This is a genomic window from Flavobacterium fontis, assembly GCF_900129405.1.
GTDB classification, from domain to species: domain Bacteria; phylum Bacteroidota; class Bacteroidia; order Flavobacteriales; family Flavobacteriaceae; genus Flavobacterium; species Flavobacterium fontis.
On sequence record NZ_FQVQ01000005.1, the window covers coordinates 64039 to 85099 of the forward strand.

Annotated in this window: 8 protein-coding genes; 4 read left to right on the top strand and 4 right to left on the bottom strand. The window is 43.5% G+C overall.

Going from position 1 to position 21061, the window contains the following annotated elements:
• Positions 1 to 284 precede the first annotated feature (284 nt).
• The 4 genes from BUC17_RS05930 (at position 285) to BUC17_RS05945 (ending at position 7305) form a co-directional block, all read left to right on the top strand.
• Complete coding sequence (locus BUC17_RS05930) at positions 285 to 782, top strand: hypothetical protein (protein WP_073362563.1); 498 nt, start codon at positions 285 to 287, stop codon at positions 780 to 782.
• Positions 783 to 990: 208 nt separating this feature from the next.
• On the top strand, positions 991 to 1716 hold the full coding sequence (locus tag BUC17_RS05935) for an LOG family protein (protein WP_073362565.1): 726 nt from the start codon (positions 991 to 993) through the stop codon (positions 1714 to 1716).
• A gap of 198 nt (positions 1717 to 1914) precedes the next feature.
• A complete protein-coding gene (locus tag BUC17_RS05940; RefSeq protein WP_234977690.1) occupies positions 1915 to 4728 on the top strand; it encodes an aminopeptidase in 2814 nt (937 codons plus the stop codon).
• A 174-nt stretch (positions 4729 to 4902) separates the two neighbouring features.
• Positions 4903 to 7305: an alpha-ketoacid dehydrogenase subunit alpha/beta gene (locus BUC17_RS05945; protein ID WP_073362567.1), complete on the top strand. Its 2403-nt coding sequence runs from the start codon at positions 4903 to 4905 to the stop codon at positions 7303 to 7305.
• Between the two features lie 34 nt (positions 7306 to 7339).
• Here the strand turns inward: BUC17_RS05945 and BUC17_RS05950 are convergent, their stop codons facing one another.
• The 4 genes from BUC17_RS05950 to BUC17_RS05965 all read right to left on the bottom strand — a co-directional run bounded on the left by BUC17_RS05950 (position 7340) and on the right by BUC17_RS05965 (position 20991).
• Entirely contained in the window at positions 7340 to 9208 is a 1869-nt protein-coding gene (locus BUC17_RS05950; RefSeq protein WP_073362569.1) for an OmpA family protein, read from the bottom strand.
• 10 nt (positions 9209 to 9218) lie between these two features.
• Positions 9219 to 10172 carry a PorP/SprF family type IX secretion system membrane protein gene (locus BUC17_RS05955; protein WP_073362571.1) on the bottom strand — a complete coding sequence of 318 codons (954 nt, stop codon included), beginning with the start codon at positions 10170 to 10172 and terminating at the stop codon, positions 9219 to 9221.
• 9 nt (positions 10173 to 10181) lie between these two features.
• Complete coding sequence (locus BUC17_RS05960) at positions 10182 to 18497, bottom strand: gliding motility-associated C-terminal domain-containing protein (protein ID WP_073362572.1); 8316 nt, start codon at positions 18495 to 18497, stop codon at positions 10182 to 10184.
• A gap of 88 nt (positions 18498 to 18585) precedes the next feature.
• Positions 18586 to 20991 carry a muramidase family protein gene (locus BUC17_RS05965; RefSeq protein WP_159433931.1) on the bottom strand — a complete coding sequence of 802 codons (2406 nt, stop codon included), beginning with the start codon at positions 20989 to 20991 and terminating at the stop codon, positions 18586 to 18588.
• Between the last annotated feature and the right edge of the window lie 70 nt (positions 20992 to 21061).

Consider the following 21061-nt stretch of genomic DNA (forward strand, 5'->3'; position numbering starts at 1 on the left):
ATTTTTTTTTCAAAAATAAAACGCAGGGATAATAAAGGAAAGTACCTCCAAAAAAGTTATAAAGAAGTTACCACAAAAAAGCATTAAATCGTAAATGCTTGATAATCAATAATTAAGAATAAACCTGCAAGACAAAAGGTATTTTTCCTCCGTTCAAAGGGTATTTTTCCGACAAACCTTGGGAAAAAAACTTACATTTTGTGGAAAAATACGTAGAATTTCGTATACAATTATTGTAGAACTTTTCTTAACTTTGATATTATTAAGCCCCAATTTAATAGCGTATGACTTACAAGGATTTTGAAATTAACCAAAATTTCATTGTGAAAGCCCAGGATTTCCTGGAGAAAATGGATCCGGTGCACTACACCCCTTTCCCCGAAATGAATGTACATTTGTACAACATGTTCAGTCAAAATCGGGAGAAAATTAAGAAAACTTATTTCCGTGAATTGATCAAAGACTTGAATGCTGGCGACTACAAGAGTTTGAATCGCTACGTCTTATTCATCGTTTTAGATCCGTTTGAGGAAAATGATGCGAAGTATTTTCTGGAGATTTTTAAATCCATTTCTACGGCTATGGACACGTATGGGTGTACCAATGAGTTGTTGGAATTCCTCTGGTGGCAATTGGACTTTACCGCCAATGAGGGATTGTACATGAATCAGTTGGAACAATTCCAAAGCGTTTTCACTACGTTGCAGAAGCAAGTTTCGGAACATGATCCGTTGGATGATTATCAGATTCGAAAGAAAATCTATGAAATTCTAGTCTATTAAAGGATGAGGATGCCGGTGTAAAAGCCGGCTTTTTTTTATGTTTTTCTTATCGATTCGCATCTAAAATATGTTGTATCTTAGCATGCTTTTCTAGCCCGAAACTGCCTATTGGCTCGCATGCGAGTCCCTAGTTGAAGTACGTCTGAGGGAAAGCGAGGGCAAAAGCCGAAAATAACTCCTAATAAAATAGTTAAATAATAGAAGTAGTATGGCATTTGAAGATTATCAAAACGAAGACGAGCGCATTCAGGAAAAATTTAAACAAAAAACCTGGAATGAGGTTCGCACCAACGATTCTTGGGCAATTTTTAAAATCATGTCTGAATTTGTAAATGGATATGAAACGATGGCGCGTATTGGACCTTGTGTTTCCATTTTTGGGTCTGCTCGTACAAAACCCGATCATAAATATTATCAACTTGCGGAACGAATTGCCTATAAAATCAGTAAAGCAGGTTACGGAGTGATAACTGGAGGTGGCCCAGGTATTATGGAGGCTGGAAATAAAGGAGCGCACCACGGTGGCGGTACCTCAGTGGGATTAAATATTGAATTGCCTTTTGAACAACATTTCAATCCCTATATCGACAAAGACAAGAACTTAAACTTTGACTATTTCTTTGTTCGCAAAGTTATGTTTGTAAAATATTCACAAGGTTTTGTAGTGATGCCAGGTGGATTTGGTACGTTGGACGAACTCTTTGAAGCGTTGACCTTGATTCAAACCAAAAAAATTGGGAAATTCCCTATCATTTTGGTGGGTTCTGAATTTTGGTCCGGCCTTTTGGAATGGATAAAAACGGTAATTATTGAAAAATACCACAATGCCAATCCAGAAGACATGAAGTTGATTCAAGTAGTTGACAACGAAGATGAAGTTGTCGAAGCGTTGGATGCCTTCTACAAGAAATACAATTTAAGTCCGAATTTCTAATCCCATTCGGAATTCTTCTCACGCCCCGGTAGCTGTTATCGCGGGCGTTTTTTTATGTAGAAAAAAATAAAACAGCAAATCAACGCGTTTATAAGTTATTAAAGCAACCTTTTACGCAGTATTGCATCGAATTATATATCTTTGATTGGTGGGGTATCACATCATGAAGAAGGTACTCATTTTCCCAAATTGCCTTGTATGAATAAAGTTTTTTTTTGGTGGTTTAGCCTTTTATCCTGTGGATTTTCTGCAACCCTTTTGGCGCAACACCAAACGAAACTCACCGTGGATTACCTGCCCGAAAAACAAACCTTGAATGTTTATCAAGAGCTAACGTTTCACAATACTACGGGAACTACCTTATCGGTACTGGTACTTAACGATTGGATTCATGCCTATTCCGATCGAAATACGCCGTTGGCCGAACGTTTTGCCGATGAATTTGTTCGCAGTTTTCACGTAGCTACAGCCAAAGAACGCGGAGCAACGCATGGCCTTTCGGTCATTGACGATCAAAAAACACTGCTGGAATGGTCGCGTTTGCCCCATCACCCCGATATGATTGCAATTCCGTTGCGGGAACCTTTGCCGCCTCAAGCAACTACAACGCTAACCCTTTCCTACCATTTAAAACTTCCCGACCAACGGTTTACGGGGATAGGATTTAATCCCGACAACGAAGTCGTATTGGACCAGTGGATACTCACGCCGGCTCGGTGGGAAAATGGAGATTTTTTGAAGTATAGTAATTTAAACATTGACGATGCTACCAATGCCCCGATGGATGTGGAATTGCACATACGTCCCGCAGGATTTCAAGTAATCAGCGACTTGACGTTGCAAACGCAAACCGACACAGCCTACCACTTTGAAGGAAAAAACAGAATCCAAGTTCATTTGTATCTTACCCGCAGCAACGACTTCCAGAGTTTTAATAACGAACGCGGCAGTATCGTCACTAATTTGCAAGAAAAACGAATCAATGCAGTACAGAAAGCCATTTTAATTGAAAAAATTGAGAATTATGTCACAGCATTTCTCGGCAACAACCCTCTCCCTAAAATCACTGTTACGCAAGCCGATTACGATCGAAATCCGTTCTATGGGTTAAATCAGTTGCCCAATTTTATACGCCCATTTCCCGATGATTTTGTGTTTGAACTTAAGTTCCTTAAAACCTATTTATACAATCGATTAAAAACGACGTTACAAATTGATCCACGTCGTGACAATTGGCTTTTTGATGCCCTTCAAATTTACATCATGATGCAGTATATCGATGAGCATTATCCCGAGATGAAAATGATGGGCGCTTTAGGGAAAATAAATTTGTTGAAGGGATACCGCTTGCTTTCATTGGATTTCAACGAACAATACAGCTATTTTTACATGCTGATGGCCCGAAAAAATTTGGACCAACCCTTGGGCGATTCAAAAGATAAGCTCTTGAAATTTAACGAAAAAATTGCGTCGAAGTACCGCGCTGGATTAAGCTTTCGCTACCTTTCAGAGTACATGGGTAAAGATCAACTGCGGAAAGCTTTGGATCAATTTTTAAAACAAGCCTCAGTGCAACCTGCCTCAACTAGCGATTTTAAACAAATCGTAACGCAACATACAGAAAAAGACATTCAATGGTTTTTTGAGTACATAATTCAATCCCGAAAAATTATCGATTACAAGCTGGATTTGGTTTCTAAATCCAAGGACAGTGTCACGTTTCAGTTAAAAAACCGTACAGGAGTTGAAGTCCCGATTCCGATTTACGGCATCAAGAAAAAAGAAGTAGTGTTCAAAACTTGGTTGGAACCGAAAGGTCAAAATCAAGTATTTACCTTACCACGAAAAGAAGCCGATAAACTGGTTTTGAATTACGAAAATACCGTTCCTGAGTTCAACCAACGCAACAATTGGAAATCGTTGAAATCGTTTTTCATTAGCAACCGCCCCTTGAAGTTTCGCTTTTTGAAAGATTTGGAAGACCCCAACTACAACCAGATTATGTACTTGCCCGTTATGGGATTTAACTACTACGATGGAGTGATTTTGGGATTAAGTCTAAACAACCGAACCGTGTTGGACAAACCCATCAATTTTGATGTGATTCCTTCCTATTCGACCAATTCGTCTTCGCTTTCGGGGAGTGCCAACCTTACCTTTAATCAGTTTTTACGGAATTCCAATTTGTTTTCCATCAAATACGGTGTGGGTGGCAGTCATTTTCGGTATGCACCCGATGCGACCTACCAAAAACTTACGCCGTTTATCCAAATGCGTATTCGCGAAAAAGACTACCGAAAAAACCACATTCAAATTATTAACTTTCGGAATGTATATGTCAATCGGGAACCGAGTATGTTTGTGCAAACCCCAGGCGAAAATCGATATTCAGTGGCCGATTTCCGGTATGTCAATACCGATATGACCATAACACATACCTTTTCCTACAGTGCCAATTTTCAAATCGCCTCCCAATTTTCCAAAACCTCGGCCGAAATGGTGTACCGCCATTTGTTTCAAAACAACCGACAGGTCAACATTCGTTTTTTTGGGGGAATCTTTTTGCGTAATGCCGACACCAAAGACTTCTTCAGTTTTGCACTAGAACGCCCTACCGACTACTTGTTTGATTATCCTTTTTTAGGACGCTCGGAAAGTACAGGCATCTTTCGTCAACAATTTATCACGGCTGAGGGTGGCTTTAAGTCGCGTTTTACCAACCAATTGGCCAACGAATGGCTGGTAAGTACCAATATAAGCGGTAGTATTTGGAATTGGATTGAGGCGTATGCCGATTTTGGGGTATTGAAAGACCGAGGACAAGAAGCGGTATTCCGCATGGATTCGGGTATTCGTTTTAATTTGATTACCGATTATTTGGAATTTTATTTCCCCATATACTCCAGTATGGGTTGGGATTTTGGTCGACCCAACTACCACGAACAGATTCGCTTCGTGTTTACCATTGATCCGCGTTCGTTGGTCGGACTTTTTACCCGGAAATGGTTTTAATGGCTGTTTTTTATTTATTTATCGCATCGAATTGTGTTGTTTTATGCTTAAAATGAAATTATTTGATGAAAAAACGGGGTTAAATTAGAGATTGTTCAAAATTAAATTATAAACAACGGCACCAACCAATCTTTTTTTTAGCTAACTTTGTTTTTTGATGTTTATTCAAATGCTATGACGACAGCACAAACCAACACAGCCATCAGTTTTGAAGATTTCAAAGCAGAAGTTCTTAACGATTATAAGATTGCGCGCATCAGTCGGGAATGCAGTCTTTTGGGACGTAAAGAAGTACTGACGGGTAAAGCAAAATTTGGAATTTTCGGCGATGGAAAAGAAGTGCCACAATTGGCGATGGCCAAAGCTTTTCAAAACGGGGATTTCCGTTCGGGCTATTACCGCGATCAAACGTTTATGATGGCCATTGGTGCGCTCACCATAGAACAATTTTTTGCAGGTTTATATGGACACACCGATTTGCACCATGATCCGATGAGTGCTGGTCGACAAATGGGCGGACATTTTGCAACCCATTCCTTGGATGAAAAAGGACAATGGAACGATTTGACAGCACAAAAAAATTCAAGTTCAGATATTTCCCCCACAGCAGGACAAATGCCCCGTTTGTTAGGATTGGCACAAGCCTCCAAAATATACCGTCATGTATCGGGAATAGATGCGCATCTTTTCTCCAAAGAAGGAAACGAAGTCGCTTGGGGAACCATTGGGAACGCCTCTACCTCTGAAGGTTTATTTTTTGAAACGATGAATGCGGCAGGAGTTCTTCAAGTGCCCATGGTGATGAGTGTTTGGGATGATGAATATGGCATTTCAGTACATGCCCGTCATCAAACTACGAAAGAAAATATTTCGGCTTTATTGGCTGGTTTCCAACGGGACGAGAATCAACACGGTTTTGAAATCTTCACCGTTATGGGATGGGATTATCCTGCCCTTGTCGAAACGTATCAAAAAGCTTCGGCTATCGCTCGTGAATCGCATGTTCCTGTGCTCATCCATGTGCGCGAACTGACGCAACCGCAAGGCCATTCGACTTCTGGAAGTCACGAACGTTACAAAGACGAAACCCGTTTGGCATGGGAAGCAGCTTACGATTGTTTGGTGCAAATGCGTCAGTGGTTAATCGACAACAACCTCGCTACGGAATCCGACTTAGATGCCCTTGATTCTTCTTGTAAAAAAGAGGTTTTAGAAGGCAAAAAAGCAGCTTGGAATGCGTTTATTGCTCCTTTCAAAGCCGAGCAAAACGAATTGTGTGCCCTTTTGAATGAATTGGCCCAAAGCAGCCGTCAAAAAGTTTTTATCGAAAAATATAGCAACGATTTGGCATCGATCAAGGAGCCCATTCGAAAAGATATTTTAAGTACAGCACGAAAAGCAGTACGTTTACTTATCGGAGAATCAGGACAAGCGACCTTAGCGCAATGGATTCAGTCGTATACCGCCAAAATCCAACCCAAATACAGTTCTCATTTATTCTCTGAATCGGAAAACAATACGACCACCATTCAAGAAGTAGCACCACAATTTGACGCTTCGGCCGAGCTTGTAGATGCGCGTTTGGTATTGCGAGACAACTTTGATGCGTTGTTTACCAAATATCCCAACGCCTTAATTTTTGGAGAAGATTCGGGAAATATTGGTGATGTAAACCAAGGACTAGAGGGAATGCAACTCAAATATGGCGAACAACGCGTGGCCGATGTAGGCATTCGCGAAGCAACCATAATGGGCCAAGGAATTGGTATGGCGATGCGTGGCTTACGACCCATAGCTGAAATTCAGTATTTGGATTACCTGTTGTATGCTATTCAAATCATGAGTGACGACTTGGCTACCTTACAATACCGAACACGAGGACGCCAAAAAGCACCTGTAATTATTCGTACCCGCGGGCACCGTTTGGAAGGCATCTGGCATTCTGGATCTCCCATGGGTATGATTATCAATGCGGTGCGTGGAATCCATGTTTTGGTTCCAAGAAACATGACCAAAGCGGCTGGTTTTTACAATGCATTAATGGAAAAAGACGAACCTGCTTTGGTGGTTGAATGTTTGAACGGCTATCGTTTGAAAGAAAAAATGCCAACGAATTTAGGTGAATTTAAAACCCCATTAGGCGTTGTAGAAACGATAAAAGAGGGATCCGATATTACCTTAGTATCCTACGGTTCGACTTTACGTTTGGTAGAACAGGCAGCCAACGAATTAGAAGCAGTAGGCATTAGTGCTGAAATTATAGACATTCAATCGTTATTACCCTTTGACGTGGCGCATGATATTGTAAAAAGTGTTGCCAAAACCAACCGACTTTTAGTAATTGATGAGGATGTACCCGGGGGAGCGAGTGCTTTTATTTTACAACAAATTGTTGAGGATCAAAAGGCATATCACTACTTGGATAGTGCCCCTGAAACCCTTACTGCCAAAGCGCATCGACCCGCATACGGCACCGACGGCGATTATTTTTCAAAACCTTCGGTGGAAGATATCTTCGAAAAAGTCTATGCCATGATGCACGAAGCTAATCCCAAGCGTTATCCCGCTTTATTCTAAAATAAAAAAATCGGCTTGAAGCCGATTTTTCTTTTTATTTCAAGATCCTAAATTCACAACGCCGGTTGATGGAATGTTCTGCTTCGGTACATTTATCCCCGCAATTCACAAGCGGTGTACTTTCCCCAAAACCTTTATGACGCAGGCGTGAACGGTCAATTCCTTGATTAACGATATACTCCAACGTAGAAGAAGCACGGTTATTGGAAAGCATCAAGTTATACGTTTCTGACGCTCGAGAGTCGGTATGTGCTCCAATTTGAATTTCCATACGTGGATACTTTTTCAGCAATCCCACCAATACATCGAGAATTTTTGCAGCTTCGGGTTTGATATTCCATTTATTCAAATCAAAGTAAATGTTTTCCAACTCGATATAGACATACCCGTCATTTTTGGTAACAACAATATCCTCGGCATCGTCATAGGATTCAACTTCCAATTCGATAGAATATCGTGCCTTACCTTCATCATTGGTTGAAAATTGCTCACTGTGGGGAATATACAAGTCTCGGATAGCCTCCAAACGATAGGTCTTGTTCGGCTTGGTGTTGAAAAAGTAATCGGCATTTGAACCCACTACCATTTGCCCAACCAAAACATCATTTTCATCATACAAACTTACCTGTGTTCCTGGCAGTAATTGTTTGGTTACTTTATCGCGAACATCACCTTCTACCAAATAGCGACGCTCGTTATCCTTGCGCTTAAAGCTATATAAATTATCATATCCTTTGCGGTTGGATGAAAAGAAACCTTCTTGTGTTTTTTCATTCAACACAAAACCAAAATCGTCTAAGCCACTGTTGATAGTTTGACCCAAGTTCAGGGGTTTGGCGTAGTTATCTTGGTATTTTTTGGTCATGAACAAATCCAAACCGCCCATCCCTTCATGACCGTTGGATGCAAAATATAAGGTTCCGTCAGCAGTGATAAATGGAAATTGCTCCAAATGCTCGGTATTGATAACATCGCCCAAATTTTGAGGTTCTCCAAAGGTACCATCGGGACGAACCTCCACCACATACAAATCAAAAGAACCTTTTCCACCCGGACGATCACTCGAAAAGTAAAGTTGCGTACCATCGGGAGAAAGATAGGGGTGTTGGGTCGAAAAAGTATCGCTACAAAAAGGTAACTCTGTAATATTTTTCCAATCGTTGTCTACCCATTCGGCGCGGAACAACTTAACGGAAGCAAACTTTTCATCCCCTACTTTAACGCGTTTGCTGTTGGTTCTGCTGAAATACATAATTTTTCCATCTGTAGAAAAAACAGCATTACTTTCATGGGTTTTGGTATTTATAGATTTTGGAAAAGGTTGTATGTTTTCCAACTGATTTTGTGCATTTAAAGTCGCTTCAAATAGATCCAAATAAGGTTTGTCGTTCCAACTAAAAACGGGTTGTTCCGTACTTCGTAAAGAAGCAAAAACCACTTTATCGCCGCGATACGCCATTCCGAAATCCCCAGTATTGTTGGTTTTGGTCATCAATTGAACCTCATAATCATAGGGAACAATGGTATTCAAATTATCGATGAATTTTTGGGTATCCACGGGATATTTAAGATACTCACCCATAATTTTATCGGCTTTTTCATAATCTTTGATTCCTTTTAAGGCATGGGCATAGCGAAAGTAATACTCGGGTTTGACCGAATCTTTGTATTGAAAAAACAACTGTCCATAGTTTTTCACCGCCGCATCCATTTGTGCATTGTAATAATAACAATCGCCAAGGTTGGATAAAATCACTCGATTGGGTTTGAGTGTTTCATAGACCGAGGCCGCTTGAACATAAGCTTTATTGGCAAATAATTTATTGGCAAATTTAACGGAAGGCTTCTTTTGAGCTGTAACGCCCATTGAAGCAAGTATCAGAAAGAGGTAAAGTATACGCATAGCCATCTTTTTAGAAGAAACGTGGTGATTTATCATAGCCATTGCCGGCGCTATTTTTACCGGATTTACTGAGGTTAAATAAAACCATGATTTCATGTGAACCAGAATTAAAACGACTTAAGTTGGACAAGGTATAATCGTAAGCATATCCAATTCGTAGATTTTGCGTGATTCGAAAATTCACCAACCCACTCACCGCATCGCCCACGCGGTACCCTACTCCCATTTCCAACATATTGTTGTACAGAAAATTTGCAGTAACATCTAGTGAAACGGGGGAACCTGAGACTGCTTTGGTCATGAAAGCGGGTTTGAATTTGAATTGATCGTTCAAATCAAAAACATACCCTCCCGTAAGAAAGTAATGAATTTCTTCGACGCCGGTACGCGTTAAGCCATCCTGTGTTTCGAGGTGTTTTGTTCGTATTAAATTGGGCGCAGAAAGCCCTACATAATATTTTTCACCAAAATAAAAGGTCCCCACCCCAATATTGGGATACGTTCGACTCAAATTATTAGCAAAAGCTTGATCGGGTAAATTATCCGTAAACACAAATCCATTGAAGTTGGTACTAAAAAAGGTGGCTCCCGCTTTGATTCCAAAAGATAACTTTTGTTTTTCTCCAAGCGGTAAAACATACGCAACATCGGCAAAGACATTACTTTCTTTGACCACATCGCCAATTTCATCGTGTACGATGGACATTCCAACTTCGATCCGTTTTTTTAACGGCGTATGCATAAAAAACGTTCCTGTAGTTGGTCCACCTACGGCACCTACCCATTGAGCGCGATACAACCCTCCTAGATTGATGGCGTCGGCTTCATCGGTAGCATACGCTGGATTGAGCACACTCATATTGTACATGTACTGGGTATACTGAGGATCCTGTTGCGCTTGCGTTCGGGTTAAACACAAGAGTAAAACAACAATGAGATTATATTTTATTCTATTAGCTTTCATAGGCGAATGTTATCTGCTTAAATAAAGACGTCCTTGTATGGGGGCACGGACACCGTCATTAAATTCCAAAATAAAGAAGTAAACTCCAGCGGGAGCTAAACCACCCACCACAGAACCTTCCGTTGAACGACCATTCCAATGGGGATTTGAACGATTACCCTTGAACAATACGTTGCCATAACGATTGAAAATTTCGAGGGTAAAGTTGGGATACAACTCGAGGAGATTTTTGATAATAAACTCGTCGTTTACCCCATCGGTATTGGGTGAAAATCCGTCGGGTATAATTATATCATCGGGGGTACAAGACTCAAGAACAACGGTCAACTCAAGTCGGGTACTTTCACAACCCGCACTGGATTGAACTGCACCATAGTAGGTTATTCCATCCTGTACTACTGTGGTTGGATCCAATGGAGTTCCCCCTGAAGCTGAACTATACCATACGATAGTTCCCGACCCCGATAATTGAGCACTCAAATCGGAAAGTGTTGCATTACTATCGTTACAAAATGTCGTTGAACCTGTCAACACGGGAGGTTGCGGATCTTGTACTTCAAAAGTAATGGGGGTAAAATTTAAAGTACTGTTGCCACAAGTTGTGATTTGACTGATGATGGAAGTTAGAGTTAGATTCACCGAACCAGCATTGGCCAAATCGCTCGCTGGAATGGTAAACGATGCTGCGCCATTGGTAAAAATCACTGAACTCGAAAATGTTCCTGTGTTAGCCCCCGAAAGTTGATAATCTAAGGTATAATTACCATTCGTTAAGCCCGTTGCCCCTGTAATAGTTACCGTAGCTTGTTCTCCTAAACAAAGTGAGGCAACCAGAACAGTAGCATTACTTAACGTAGGTTGTGGAAGTACCGTAATTGTGGTGGAAGCTGTTGAAATGGTCGAGGTACAATTCCCGTTCAATGCGGTAACTGCTGTTAGTGCAATCGTCACATTACCCGAAGTTTGAAAATACGAAGCGGGTATTGTAAACTGACCGTTTCCTGCGGTGATTGCTACAGTAGCTGTGGTTCCTGTGGATGGATTCGCATTCGTAACGGAGTACGTGAAGGTATAGTTTCCATCAGCTAAGGTGGTTGCCCCACTGATAGCGACAATTACAGCTGAGTTCTGACATACATTGGGTGCTGTTATAGTGCCTAAACCAAAATCAGGAGGTGCTATTAAGTTAACCGTCAGGGTAGCTGTATCGGGGTTACATGTTCCTGTTCCTGGTACTGTATAAATATAAGTACCTGCGGGATCAAAAGCTGGATTAAAAATACCCGTACCACTAGCCAAAGGAGGAGACCAAGTTCCTCCAGACTGCGCAGAAGACCCTAAACTCAAAAACAAATCAATTGGTGTTGCATTGGAGCAAAGCGTTACAGTTGCATCCACGCCTGCATTGGGACCAGCAGTTAATGTTACACTCACTGTGGCTGTATCGCTTCCACAAGGTGCCCCACCCACTACTGTGTAGGTATAGGTTCCTGCGGTATCCACTGCTGGATTAAACAAGCCCGTGCCACTAGCCAAAGCGGGGGTCCACGTTCCTCCTGCTTGAGGGGTTCCGCCTAAACTTAAAAACAAATCGGTTGGGGTAGCATTCGAACATAATACTAATGTACCATCATTTCCTGCATTGGGTAGCGGATTAACAGTTACCGTAGCAGAAGCAGTGCCATTTGCACATGGCGCAGTACCCGTTACCGTGTAGGTATATACACCTGCGGTATCTACTGCTGGGTTGAAAACACCTGTACCACTAGCCAAAGCGGGGGTCCATGTTCCTCCTGCTTGGGGTGTTCCGCCTAAAAAGGTAAACAAATCCGCAGGGGCGCTATCTGCACAAAAAGTAGCTACACCATCCGTTCCCGCATTGGGTGCTGGTGTAATGCTCACACTTACCGTGGCCGTATCGCTTCCACAAGGTACTCCACCTACGACTGTGTAGGTATAGGTTCCTGCGGTATCTACTGCTGGATTAAAAAAGCCCGTGCCACTAGCCAAAGCGGGGGTCCACGTTCCTCCTGCTTGTGGTGTCCCGCCTAAACTTAAAAACAAATCGGTTGGGGTAGCATTCGAACATAATACTAATGTTCCATCATTTCCAGCATTGGGTATCGGATTGACGGTTACCGTAGCAGAAGCAGTGCCATTTGCACATGGTGCAGTGCCCGTAACCGTATAGGTATATACACCTGCGGTATCTACTGCTGGGTTGAAAACACCTGTACCACTAGCCAAAGGAGGAGACCAAGTTCCTCCTGACTGCGCAGAAGACCCTAAACTCAAAAACAAATCAATTGGTGTTGCATTGGAGCAAAGCGTTACAGTTGCATCCACGCCTGCATTGGGACCAGCAGTTAATGTTACACTCACTGTGGCAGTATCGCTTCCACAAGGTGCCCCGCCTACTACTGTGTAGGTATAGGTTCCCGCGGTATCCACTGCTGGATTAAACAAGCCCGTGCCGCTAGCCAAAGCGGGGGTCCACGTTCCTCCTGCTTGGGGCGTCCCGCCTAAACTTAAAAACAAATCGGTTGGGGTAGCATTCGAACATAATACTAATGTTCCATCATTTCCTGCATTGGGTATCGGATTAACAGTTACCGTAGCAGAAGCAGTGCCATTTGCACATGGCGCAGTACCCGTTACCGTGTAGGTATATACACCTGCGGTATCTACTGCTGGGTTGAAAACACCCGTACCACTAGCTAAAGCGGGGGTCCATGTTCCTCCTGCTTGGGGTGTTCCGCCTAAAAAGGTAAACAAATCAGCAGGGGCACTATCCGCACAAAAAGTAGCTACACCATCCGTTCCCGCATTGGGTGCTGGTGTAATGCTCACACTCACTGTGGCAGTATCGCTTCCACAAGGTGCCCCACCTACTACTGTGTAGGTATAGGTTCCTGCGGTATCCACTGTTGGATTAAAAACACCCGTGCCGCTAGCCAAAGCGGGGGTCCACGTTCCTCCTGCTTGAGGGGTTCCGCCTAAACTTAAAAACAAATCGGTTGGGGTAGCATTCGAACATAATACTAATGTTCCATCATTTCCTGCATTGGGTATCGGATTAACGGTTACCGTAGCAGAAGCAGTGCCATTTGCACATGGCGCAGTACCCGCTACCGTGTAGGTATATACACCTGCGGTATCTACTGCTGGGTTGAAAACACCTGTACCACTAGCTAAAGCGGGGGTCCATGTTCCTCCTGCTTGGGGTGTTCCGCCTAAAAAGGTAAACAAATCAGCAGGGGCACTATCAGCACAAAAAGTAGCTACACCATCCGTTCCCGCGTTGGGAGCTGGTGTAATGCTCACACTTACCGTGGCAGTATCGCTTCCACAAGGTGCCCCGCCTACTACTGTGTAGGTATAGGTTCCTGCGGTATCTACTGCTGGATTAAACAAGCCCGTGCCACTGGCCAAAGCGGGGGTCCACGTTCCTCCTGCTTGAGGGGTTCCGCCTAAACTTAAAAACAAATCGGTTGGGGTGGCATTCGAACATAATACTAATGTTCCATCATTTCCTGCATTGGGTATCGGATTAACGGTTACCGTAGCAGAAGCAGTGCCATTTGCACATGGCGCAGTGCCCGTTACCGTGTAGGTATATACGCCTGCGGTATCTACTGCTGGATTGAAAACACCCGTACCACTAGCCAAAGCGGGGGTCCATGTTCCTCCTGCTTGGGGTGTTCCGCCTAAAAAGGTAAACAAATCAGCAGGGGCACTATCCGCACAAAAAGTAGCTACACCATCCGTTCCCGCGTTGGGTGCTGGTGTAATGCTCACACTCACTGTGGCAGTATCGCTTCCACAAGGTGCCCCACCTACGACTGTGTAGGTATAGGTTCCCGCGGTATCCACTGCTGGATTAAACAAGCCCGTGCCACTGGCCAAAGCGGGGGTCCACGTTCCTCCTGCTTGAGGGGTTCCGCCTAAACTTAAAAACAAATCGGTTGGGGTAGCATTCGAACATAATACTAATGTTCCATCATTTCCTGCATTGGGTTGCGGCACAACTGTAATTGTCATTGTTGTGGCGACTTCACAATTCAAACTTGAACTTGGTGTAAATGTATACGTTGTCGTCGTCGTATTGTTTAAAGCAGGTGACCAAGTTCCCGTAATGCCATTGTTCGACGTAGTTGGCAAGGCTGTTAAGGTCGCCCCTTGACAAATAGGAGGCACTTGCGTGAAGGTCGGAACGATATTCGGATTCACCGTAATGGTCATCGTTGCTGTAGTGGCACACTGTCCCGCGGTTGGGGTAAACGTATAGGTCGTCGTGGTTGTATTGTTTAAAGCAGGTGACCAAGTTCCCGTAATGCCATTGTTCGACGTAGTTGGCAAGGCTGTTAAGGTGGCCCCTTGACAAATAGGAGGCACTTGCGTGAAGGTCGGAACGATATTCGGATTCACCGTGATAGTCATCGTTGCCGTAGTTGCACATTGTCCCGCGGTTGGGGTAAACGTATAGGTCGTCGTGGCCGTATTGTTTAAAGCAGGTGACCAAGTTCCCGTAATGCCATTGTTCGACGTAGTCGGCAAGGCTGTTAAGGTGGCCCCTTGACAAATAGGAGGCACTTGCGTGAAGGTCGGAACGATATTCGGATTCACCGTAATGGTCATCGTTGCTGTAGTGGCACACTGTCCCGCGGTTGGGGTAAACGTATAGGTCGTCGTGGTTGTATTGTTTAAAGCAGGTGACCAAGTTCCCGTAATGCCATTGTTCGACGTAGTTGGCAAGGCTGTTAAGGTGGCCCCTTGACAAATAGGAGGCACTTGCGTGAAGGTCGGAACGATATTCGGATTCACCGTGATAGTCATCGTTGCCGTAGTTGCACATTGTCCCGCGGTTGGGGTAAACGTATAGGTCGTCGTGGCCGTATTGTTTAAAGCAGGTGACCAAGTTCCCGTAATGCCATTGTTCGACGTAGTCGGCAAGGCTGTTAAGGTGGCCCCTTGACAAATAGGAGGCACTTGCGTGAAGGTCGGAACGATATTCGGATTCACCGTGATGGTCATCGTTGCTGTAGTCGCACACTGACCCGCGGTTGGGGTAAAGGTGTAAGTGGTTGTAGCCGTATTATTTAAAGCAGGTGACCAAGTTCCCGTAATGCCATTGTTCGACGTAGTTGGCAAGGCTGTTAAGGTGGCCCCTTGACAAATAGGGGGCACTTGTGTGAAGGTCGGAACGATATTCGGATTCACCGTAATGGTCATCGTAGCTGTAGTGGCACACTGTCCCGCGGTTGGGGTAAAGGTATAGGTCGTCGTAGTTGAATTGTTCAAAGCAGGGGACCAAGTTCCCGTAATGCCATTGTTAGACGTAGTCGGTAAGGCTGTTAAGGTGGCCCCTTGACAAATAGGAGGCACTTGGGTGAAGGTCGGAACGATATTCGGATTCACCGTAATGGTCATCGTTGCTGTAGTCGCACATTGTCCCGCGGTTGGGGTAAACGTATAGGTCGTCGTGGCTGTATTGTTTAAAGCAGGGGACCAAGTTCCCGTAATGCCATTGTTCGACGTAGTCGGTAAGGCTGTTAAGGTGGCCCCTTGACAAATAGGAGGCACTTGTGTGAAGGTCGGAATGATATTCGGATTCACCGTAATGGTCATCGTTGCTGTAGTGGCACACTGCCCCGCGGTTGGGGTAAACGTATAGGTCGTCGTGGTTGTATTGTTTAAAGCGGGTGACCAAGTTCCCGTAATGCCATTGTTCGACGTAGTTGGCAAGGCTGTTAAGGTGGCCCCTTGACAAATAGGAGGTACTTGTGTGAAGGTCGGAACGATATTCGGATTCACCGTGATGGTCATCGTTGCCGTAGTCGCACACTGACCCGCGGTTGGGGTAAAGGTGTAAGTGGTTGTAGCAGTATTGTTCAAAGCGGGGGACCAAGTTCCCGTAATGCCATTGTTAGACGTTGTCGGTAAGGCTGTTAAGGTGGCCCCTTGACAAATCGGAGGCACTTGCGTGAAGGTCGGAATGATATTAGGATTCACCGTGATGGTCATCGTAGCTGTAGTGGCACACTGACCCGCGGTTGGGGTAAACGTATAGGTCGTCGTGGCTGTATTGTTTAAAGCAGGTGACCAAGTTCCCGTAATGCCATTGTTCGACGTAGTCGGCAAGGCTGTTAAGGTGGCTCCTTGACAAATAGGAGGCACTTGTGTGAAGGTCGGAACGATATTCGGATTCACCGTAATGGTCATCGTTGCTGTAGTCGCACATTGTCCCGCGGTTGGGGTAAACGTATAGGTCGTCGTGGTTGTATTGTTTAAAGCAGGGGACCAAGTTCCCGTAATGCCATTGTTCGACGTAGTTGGCAAGGCTGTTAAGGTGGCTCCTTGACAAATAGGAGGCACTTGTGTGAAGGTCGGAACGATATTCGGATTCACCGTAATGGTCATCGTTGCTGTAGTGGCACACTGACCCGCGGTTGGGGTAAAGGTGTAAGTGGTTGTGGTTGTATTGTTTAAAGCAGGGGACCACGTTCCCGTAATGCCATTGTTAGACGTAGTCGGTAAGGCTGTTAAGGTGGCCCCTTGACAAATAGGAGGCACTTGCGTGAAGGTCGGAACGATATTCGGATTCACCGTGATAGTCATCGTTGCCGAAGTCGCACATTGTCCCGCGGTTGGGGTAAACGTATAGGTCGTCGTGGCAGTATTGTTTAAAGCGGGTGACCACGTTCCCGTAATACCATTATTAGACGTAGTAGGCAAGGCTGTTAAAGTGGCCCCTTGACAAATCGGAGGTCTTTGTGTAAAAACGGGAGTTATACCAGGTGTCAATGCAACTGTAACATTAGCTGATGCATTCGTACAAGGTGGTATTCCTGTAACCGTGTAGGTATAAGTTCCAGGGGCATCTACTAAAGGATTAAAAACTCCTGTACCACTTGCTAGTGTTGGGGACCAAACACCCCCTGATTGCGGCGTTCCTCCAAGAATAGTAAAAAGATTTACAGAAGGACCCAATGCACATACGGTTGTATTGGCTGAAGTCCCAGCATTGGGAGCGGTATTTACAGTAACTGTAACAATCGCTGTGTCGTTTCCACAGGCGTTGGGACCTGTAACGGTGTAGGTATAGGTTCCCGATGGATCTACAGCTGGATTAAAAACTCCAGTTCCACTTGCCAAGGGAGGCGACCAAACACCGCCTGCTTGTGCAGTGGTTCCAAGTAAAGGAAACAAATTAACAGAAGGATTATTAGAACAAACGGTTAGCGTCGCGTCATTTCCAGCATTTACAGGATTAGAAACTGTGATGGTAACCGTTGCTGTATCGGAAGGACAAGCTGCATTGGTAACTGTATAGGTGAAAACGTACGGACTTCCCGCTGCGGTTAAAGTACTTATATTAACTGTTCCGAGATGACCATTGGAGGTTGGTAAAGGTCCGCTCCATGTTCCAGTCGTTTGAGGACTACCACCTAAAATTGAAAATAAATTGCGATTGGGATTTACCGTCAAAGCATTGGAACACAGGGCTAATGTTCCATCGGTCCCAGCATCAGTAGGCGGTAATAATTGTACCGTAATTTCTAAACGATTAACGCTTTCACAGGGGGGATCCACTGTAGTGGCATAATAAGTCTCTCCATTTATCAGGGGTGTGGCGGGATCCAATACAACTGCCGAAGAAACTGTAGCATACCAGTTGTTAAGACCACTCGCTTGCAAATTTGCCACGGTCGGGGTGTTTCCTGGTGATAGACAAAATGATTGTACGGCTGGTCCTGTTGGAACAGGAACCACACCTACATTCACAAAAACAGCCAAACGTGAAGTCTCACATCCCGTATCGGGATTCGTTTGACTTGCGTAATAAATGGTATTGTCTGTTAAAACGGTAGTCGTTGGCAATGGCGTACCTCCAGATGAAGTTGTATACCATCGAATGTTATTTCCATTGGCAATCAAATTGGCAATTGTTGCTTCGAGAGGATTATCAACACAAACTCCTTGAAAATTTTGTCCCGTAGGTGCTGCATAGATAGTTACAGTTACAGGCTGCCGTGTGCCGCAATTCCCAGCCGCATTATCAGCATAATAGGTTGCTCCATTGACCAAACCTGCCCCGGATGAAAGGGGTGTGGTTGAAGTGGTCGAACTGAACCAAGCGACCCCTCCCCCATTGTTAATTGCATTTAAATTAGCAATCGTGGGCGATTCTGTATTACAAAAAGATTGGGAGGCATTGGTTACGGTAGGACATTGTGCGTATGCCCATTGGGAAAAAATGAATATAAAAATCCCAAGCCCGTTATAGAGAGATTTTAGTGAAAAACGTTGTAAAGAACGATTCATAGGCGAAATCAAATTAGGGTATTACTACTTCTTTTTGATTTTTCCCATTCCGAGTTCCTCAAAGGTACAAAAAACAATCATCGCTTTATCAAGGATTGATTACTTTTAAAGTACCATTAATTTCTCGTTGCAAAAGGAAAAAAGTACGATTCTCATAGTGATCAAGACTTTTTGAATCGTATTCAAATTGAAGAAGTGTTTGTTTTGTTTTATCGTGTTGCAATGAATGAGACAAACCTTGGGCTTGAGCCATTCGTAGCGCGGTATCAAATACGATATCAAATCCTTGCATATAGACCGAATCGGGATCATCGCGGTATGCTTTTCGGTATTGGGTCACAAAATTTATATAGGACTGATTTTTCTCTATGGGTGCGTAGGTAGGGTATAATGTTCGCAAAATGTTCATGCGAAGCGGGGAAATATTTTTATAGTAATCAATCAACTTAGGCTCCAATAAAGCCACTTGAATATTGTAATCGGTTACGGCATTGAGCAAGGTATTGGTTGCACTAATAATCATACTATTTTTGGTCGTTTCCAGTATAATTACATTCATCTTGCCTTTCACCAACAAGCGTTTTAAATCTTCATTATCCAATCCAGTTCGTTCAGACACCAATGCGTATTGCGCTTGAGGTAATCTTTTGAGAATTTGCTGTTTTTTATTCTCGTCTGTAAAACTGCTCACCACAATTACATTGGCATTTAAAGGCACCAACACATCAAGCACGCGTTCTCTCACTTTCATTTCGGGCTGAATGGCTACGACTTTTTTGGACTTTAACCCTTCTATATCTACTTCTGTAATCAACGGCAAGGGTAAAAAAGCCATCTTCTCAATGGAGCAGTTTCCACTTAAAAAAGCAGCATCCATTCCTTTCCAAACACGATCAGCCGTCATTTTCTTGAGGTCAAACGATTTTTTAGTTCCTTCGGCATGTATCATTTTTGAAGAAATCGTGTAGCCTAATGTGTTTAAGGAATCTAATGCTTTTTGAACCCCCATATGATACATTATTTCAAGTCGGGAACTTTCATCAGCGATCTGAATATCGGGAAATGTTTGTCGGGCACGTTGCCAATCAGCTTCTGAAAAAGAAACCATAAAAGCAAATCGCTTTACCGAGGTAAGATCAGCCGTTTTAAACACATCTTTAAACTCTTGGGCGGAGACGGTCTTGTTTGAATTGTCATTTTCTTTTGTCGCGGTCGGCACTTCTTTTGACACCGTCACATCGGCAGCAGGGACAACGTCAACACTAGAAACTGCAACAGTATGGGAAGTTTCAGCTACAACTGCTTGTGCGTCTTTTGGCATTTTTATAACCATTCCTATTTGCACTCCTTTGGAAAGCATCGGATTGAGCTCTAAAAAATCCATGATTTTCATATTAGCCCGTTTCGACAAACCAAACAAAGTCTCTTTCGGCTGAATAGTATAATCCACCAAATCATCACGATTTAAACGCGCTGAAGTGTCAATATTTTGCGTTACGGATTCCGCGGGAACTTTATTAGAAGTATTTACAGATTCAGTAGCGATATTCGTTTCCTCTGGAGCCGAAATCTTACTTTCCACTGCAACCGCTTTTGTTGGTGGTGGCACTAAATCACTTTTTAAATCGTTTTGTGCTTTCGCAACAGGCGTATTTTCATTTTTTTCAACGAGGCTCGTCGGCGATTCTGATGGAATACGAATACGCTGTCCCGTTTGCAACATGCGAACTATTTGCGGATTAGCGGATTCTAATGCATTTATAGTTACCTTATACCGACGCGACAATCCAAACTTAGTTTCGCCAGCCACCACCTCATGCCAAATCCCTATATCATTGGCATTTTGATCTGCAGGAACATACAATAACTGTCCCTCTTTTAAAATTCCCGCAATACGATCCTGATTCATCGCCATCAATTCGGCTAACGATATACCAAACCGCTTTGATAAACCAAATAGCGTCTCCCCTTTCAATACCGTATAATCCCGAAGGTTCTTACTTTGTGCCTGTCGTCGGTACGAAGACAAATCTTGTTGATACGAAGTTGTTCCTTTCACTTTCAACACATGCCCTGCTTGTAATCCCGAAACTATGTGCGGATTTTGCTCCTCCAAAACCGAAATGCTAATTCCGTACAACTTCCCTAAACCGAATTTTGTCTCACCCGGTTGCACGATATGAGTTTTGAATTCACTCGAGAAATTTTCAGACTTAACTGCAACAGCTGTTGATTTTTGTGAAAGAATATTCTTGCTTTCTTCAGGACTTGTTACCGCTGAAGCACGCTCAATAACCACTGATTTAGGAATGACTAGCACATCATTTGCCTTCACCCCTTGTGCGGCATTGGGGTTCAATTTAATAATATCGTAAGGCGTTACCTTGTAACGTTGCGCTACTTTAGCAAGCGTCTCACCCTCAGCAACTACATGGGTTTTTTGACCTTCTTGCGCTAAAACCAAATGGCCCGCAAAAAGCAATGTTATTAACAACCTATGAAGTGTGATTTTTTTAGGGTTTTTCATCAATAAAATTATGTGAAAATCACCCTAAAATTAAAGA

Coding starts and splice junctions, on each gene's coding strand:
- BUC17_RS05950 (WP_073362569.1), bottom strand. CDS start 9,208: ATGCGTATACTTTACCTCTTTCTGATACTTGCTTCAATGGGCGTTACA.
- BUC17_RS05945 (WP_073362567.1), top strand. CDS start 4,903: ATGACGACAGCACAAACCAACACAGCCATCAGTTTTGAAGATTTCAAA.
- BUC17_RS05960 (WP_073362572.1), bottom strand. CDS start 18,497: ATGAATCGTTCTTTACAACGTTTTTCACTAAAATCTCTCTATAACGGG.
- BUC17_RS05930 (WP_073362563.1), top strand. CDS start 285: ATGACTTACAAGGATTTTGAAATTAACCAAAATTTCATTGTGAAAGCC.
- BUC17_RS05940 (WP_234977690.1), top strand. CDS start 1,915: ATGAATAAAGTTTTTTTTTGGTGGTTTAGCCTTTTATCCTGTGGATTT.
- BUC17_RS05955 (WP_073362571.1), bottom strand. CDS start 10,172: ATGAAAGCTAATAGAATAAAATATAATCTCATTGTTGTTTTACTCTTG.
- BUC17_RS05935 (WP_073362565.1), top strand. CDS start 991: ATGGCATTTGAAGATTATCAAAACGAAGACGAGCGCATTCAGGAAAAA.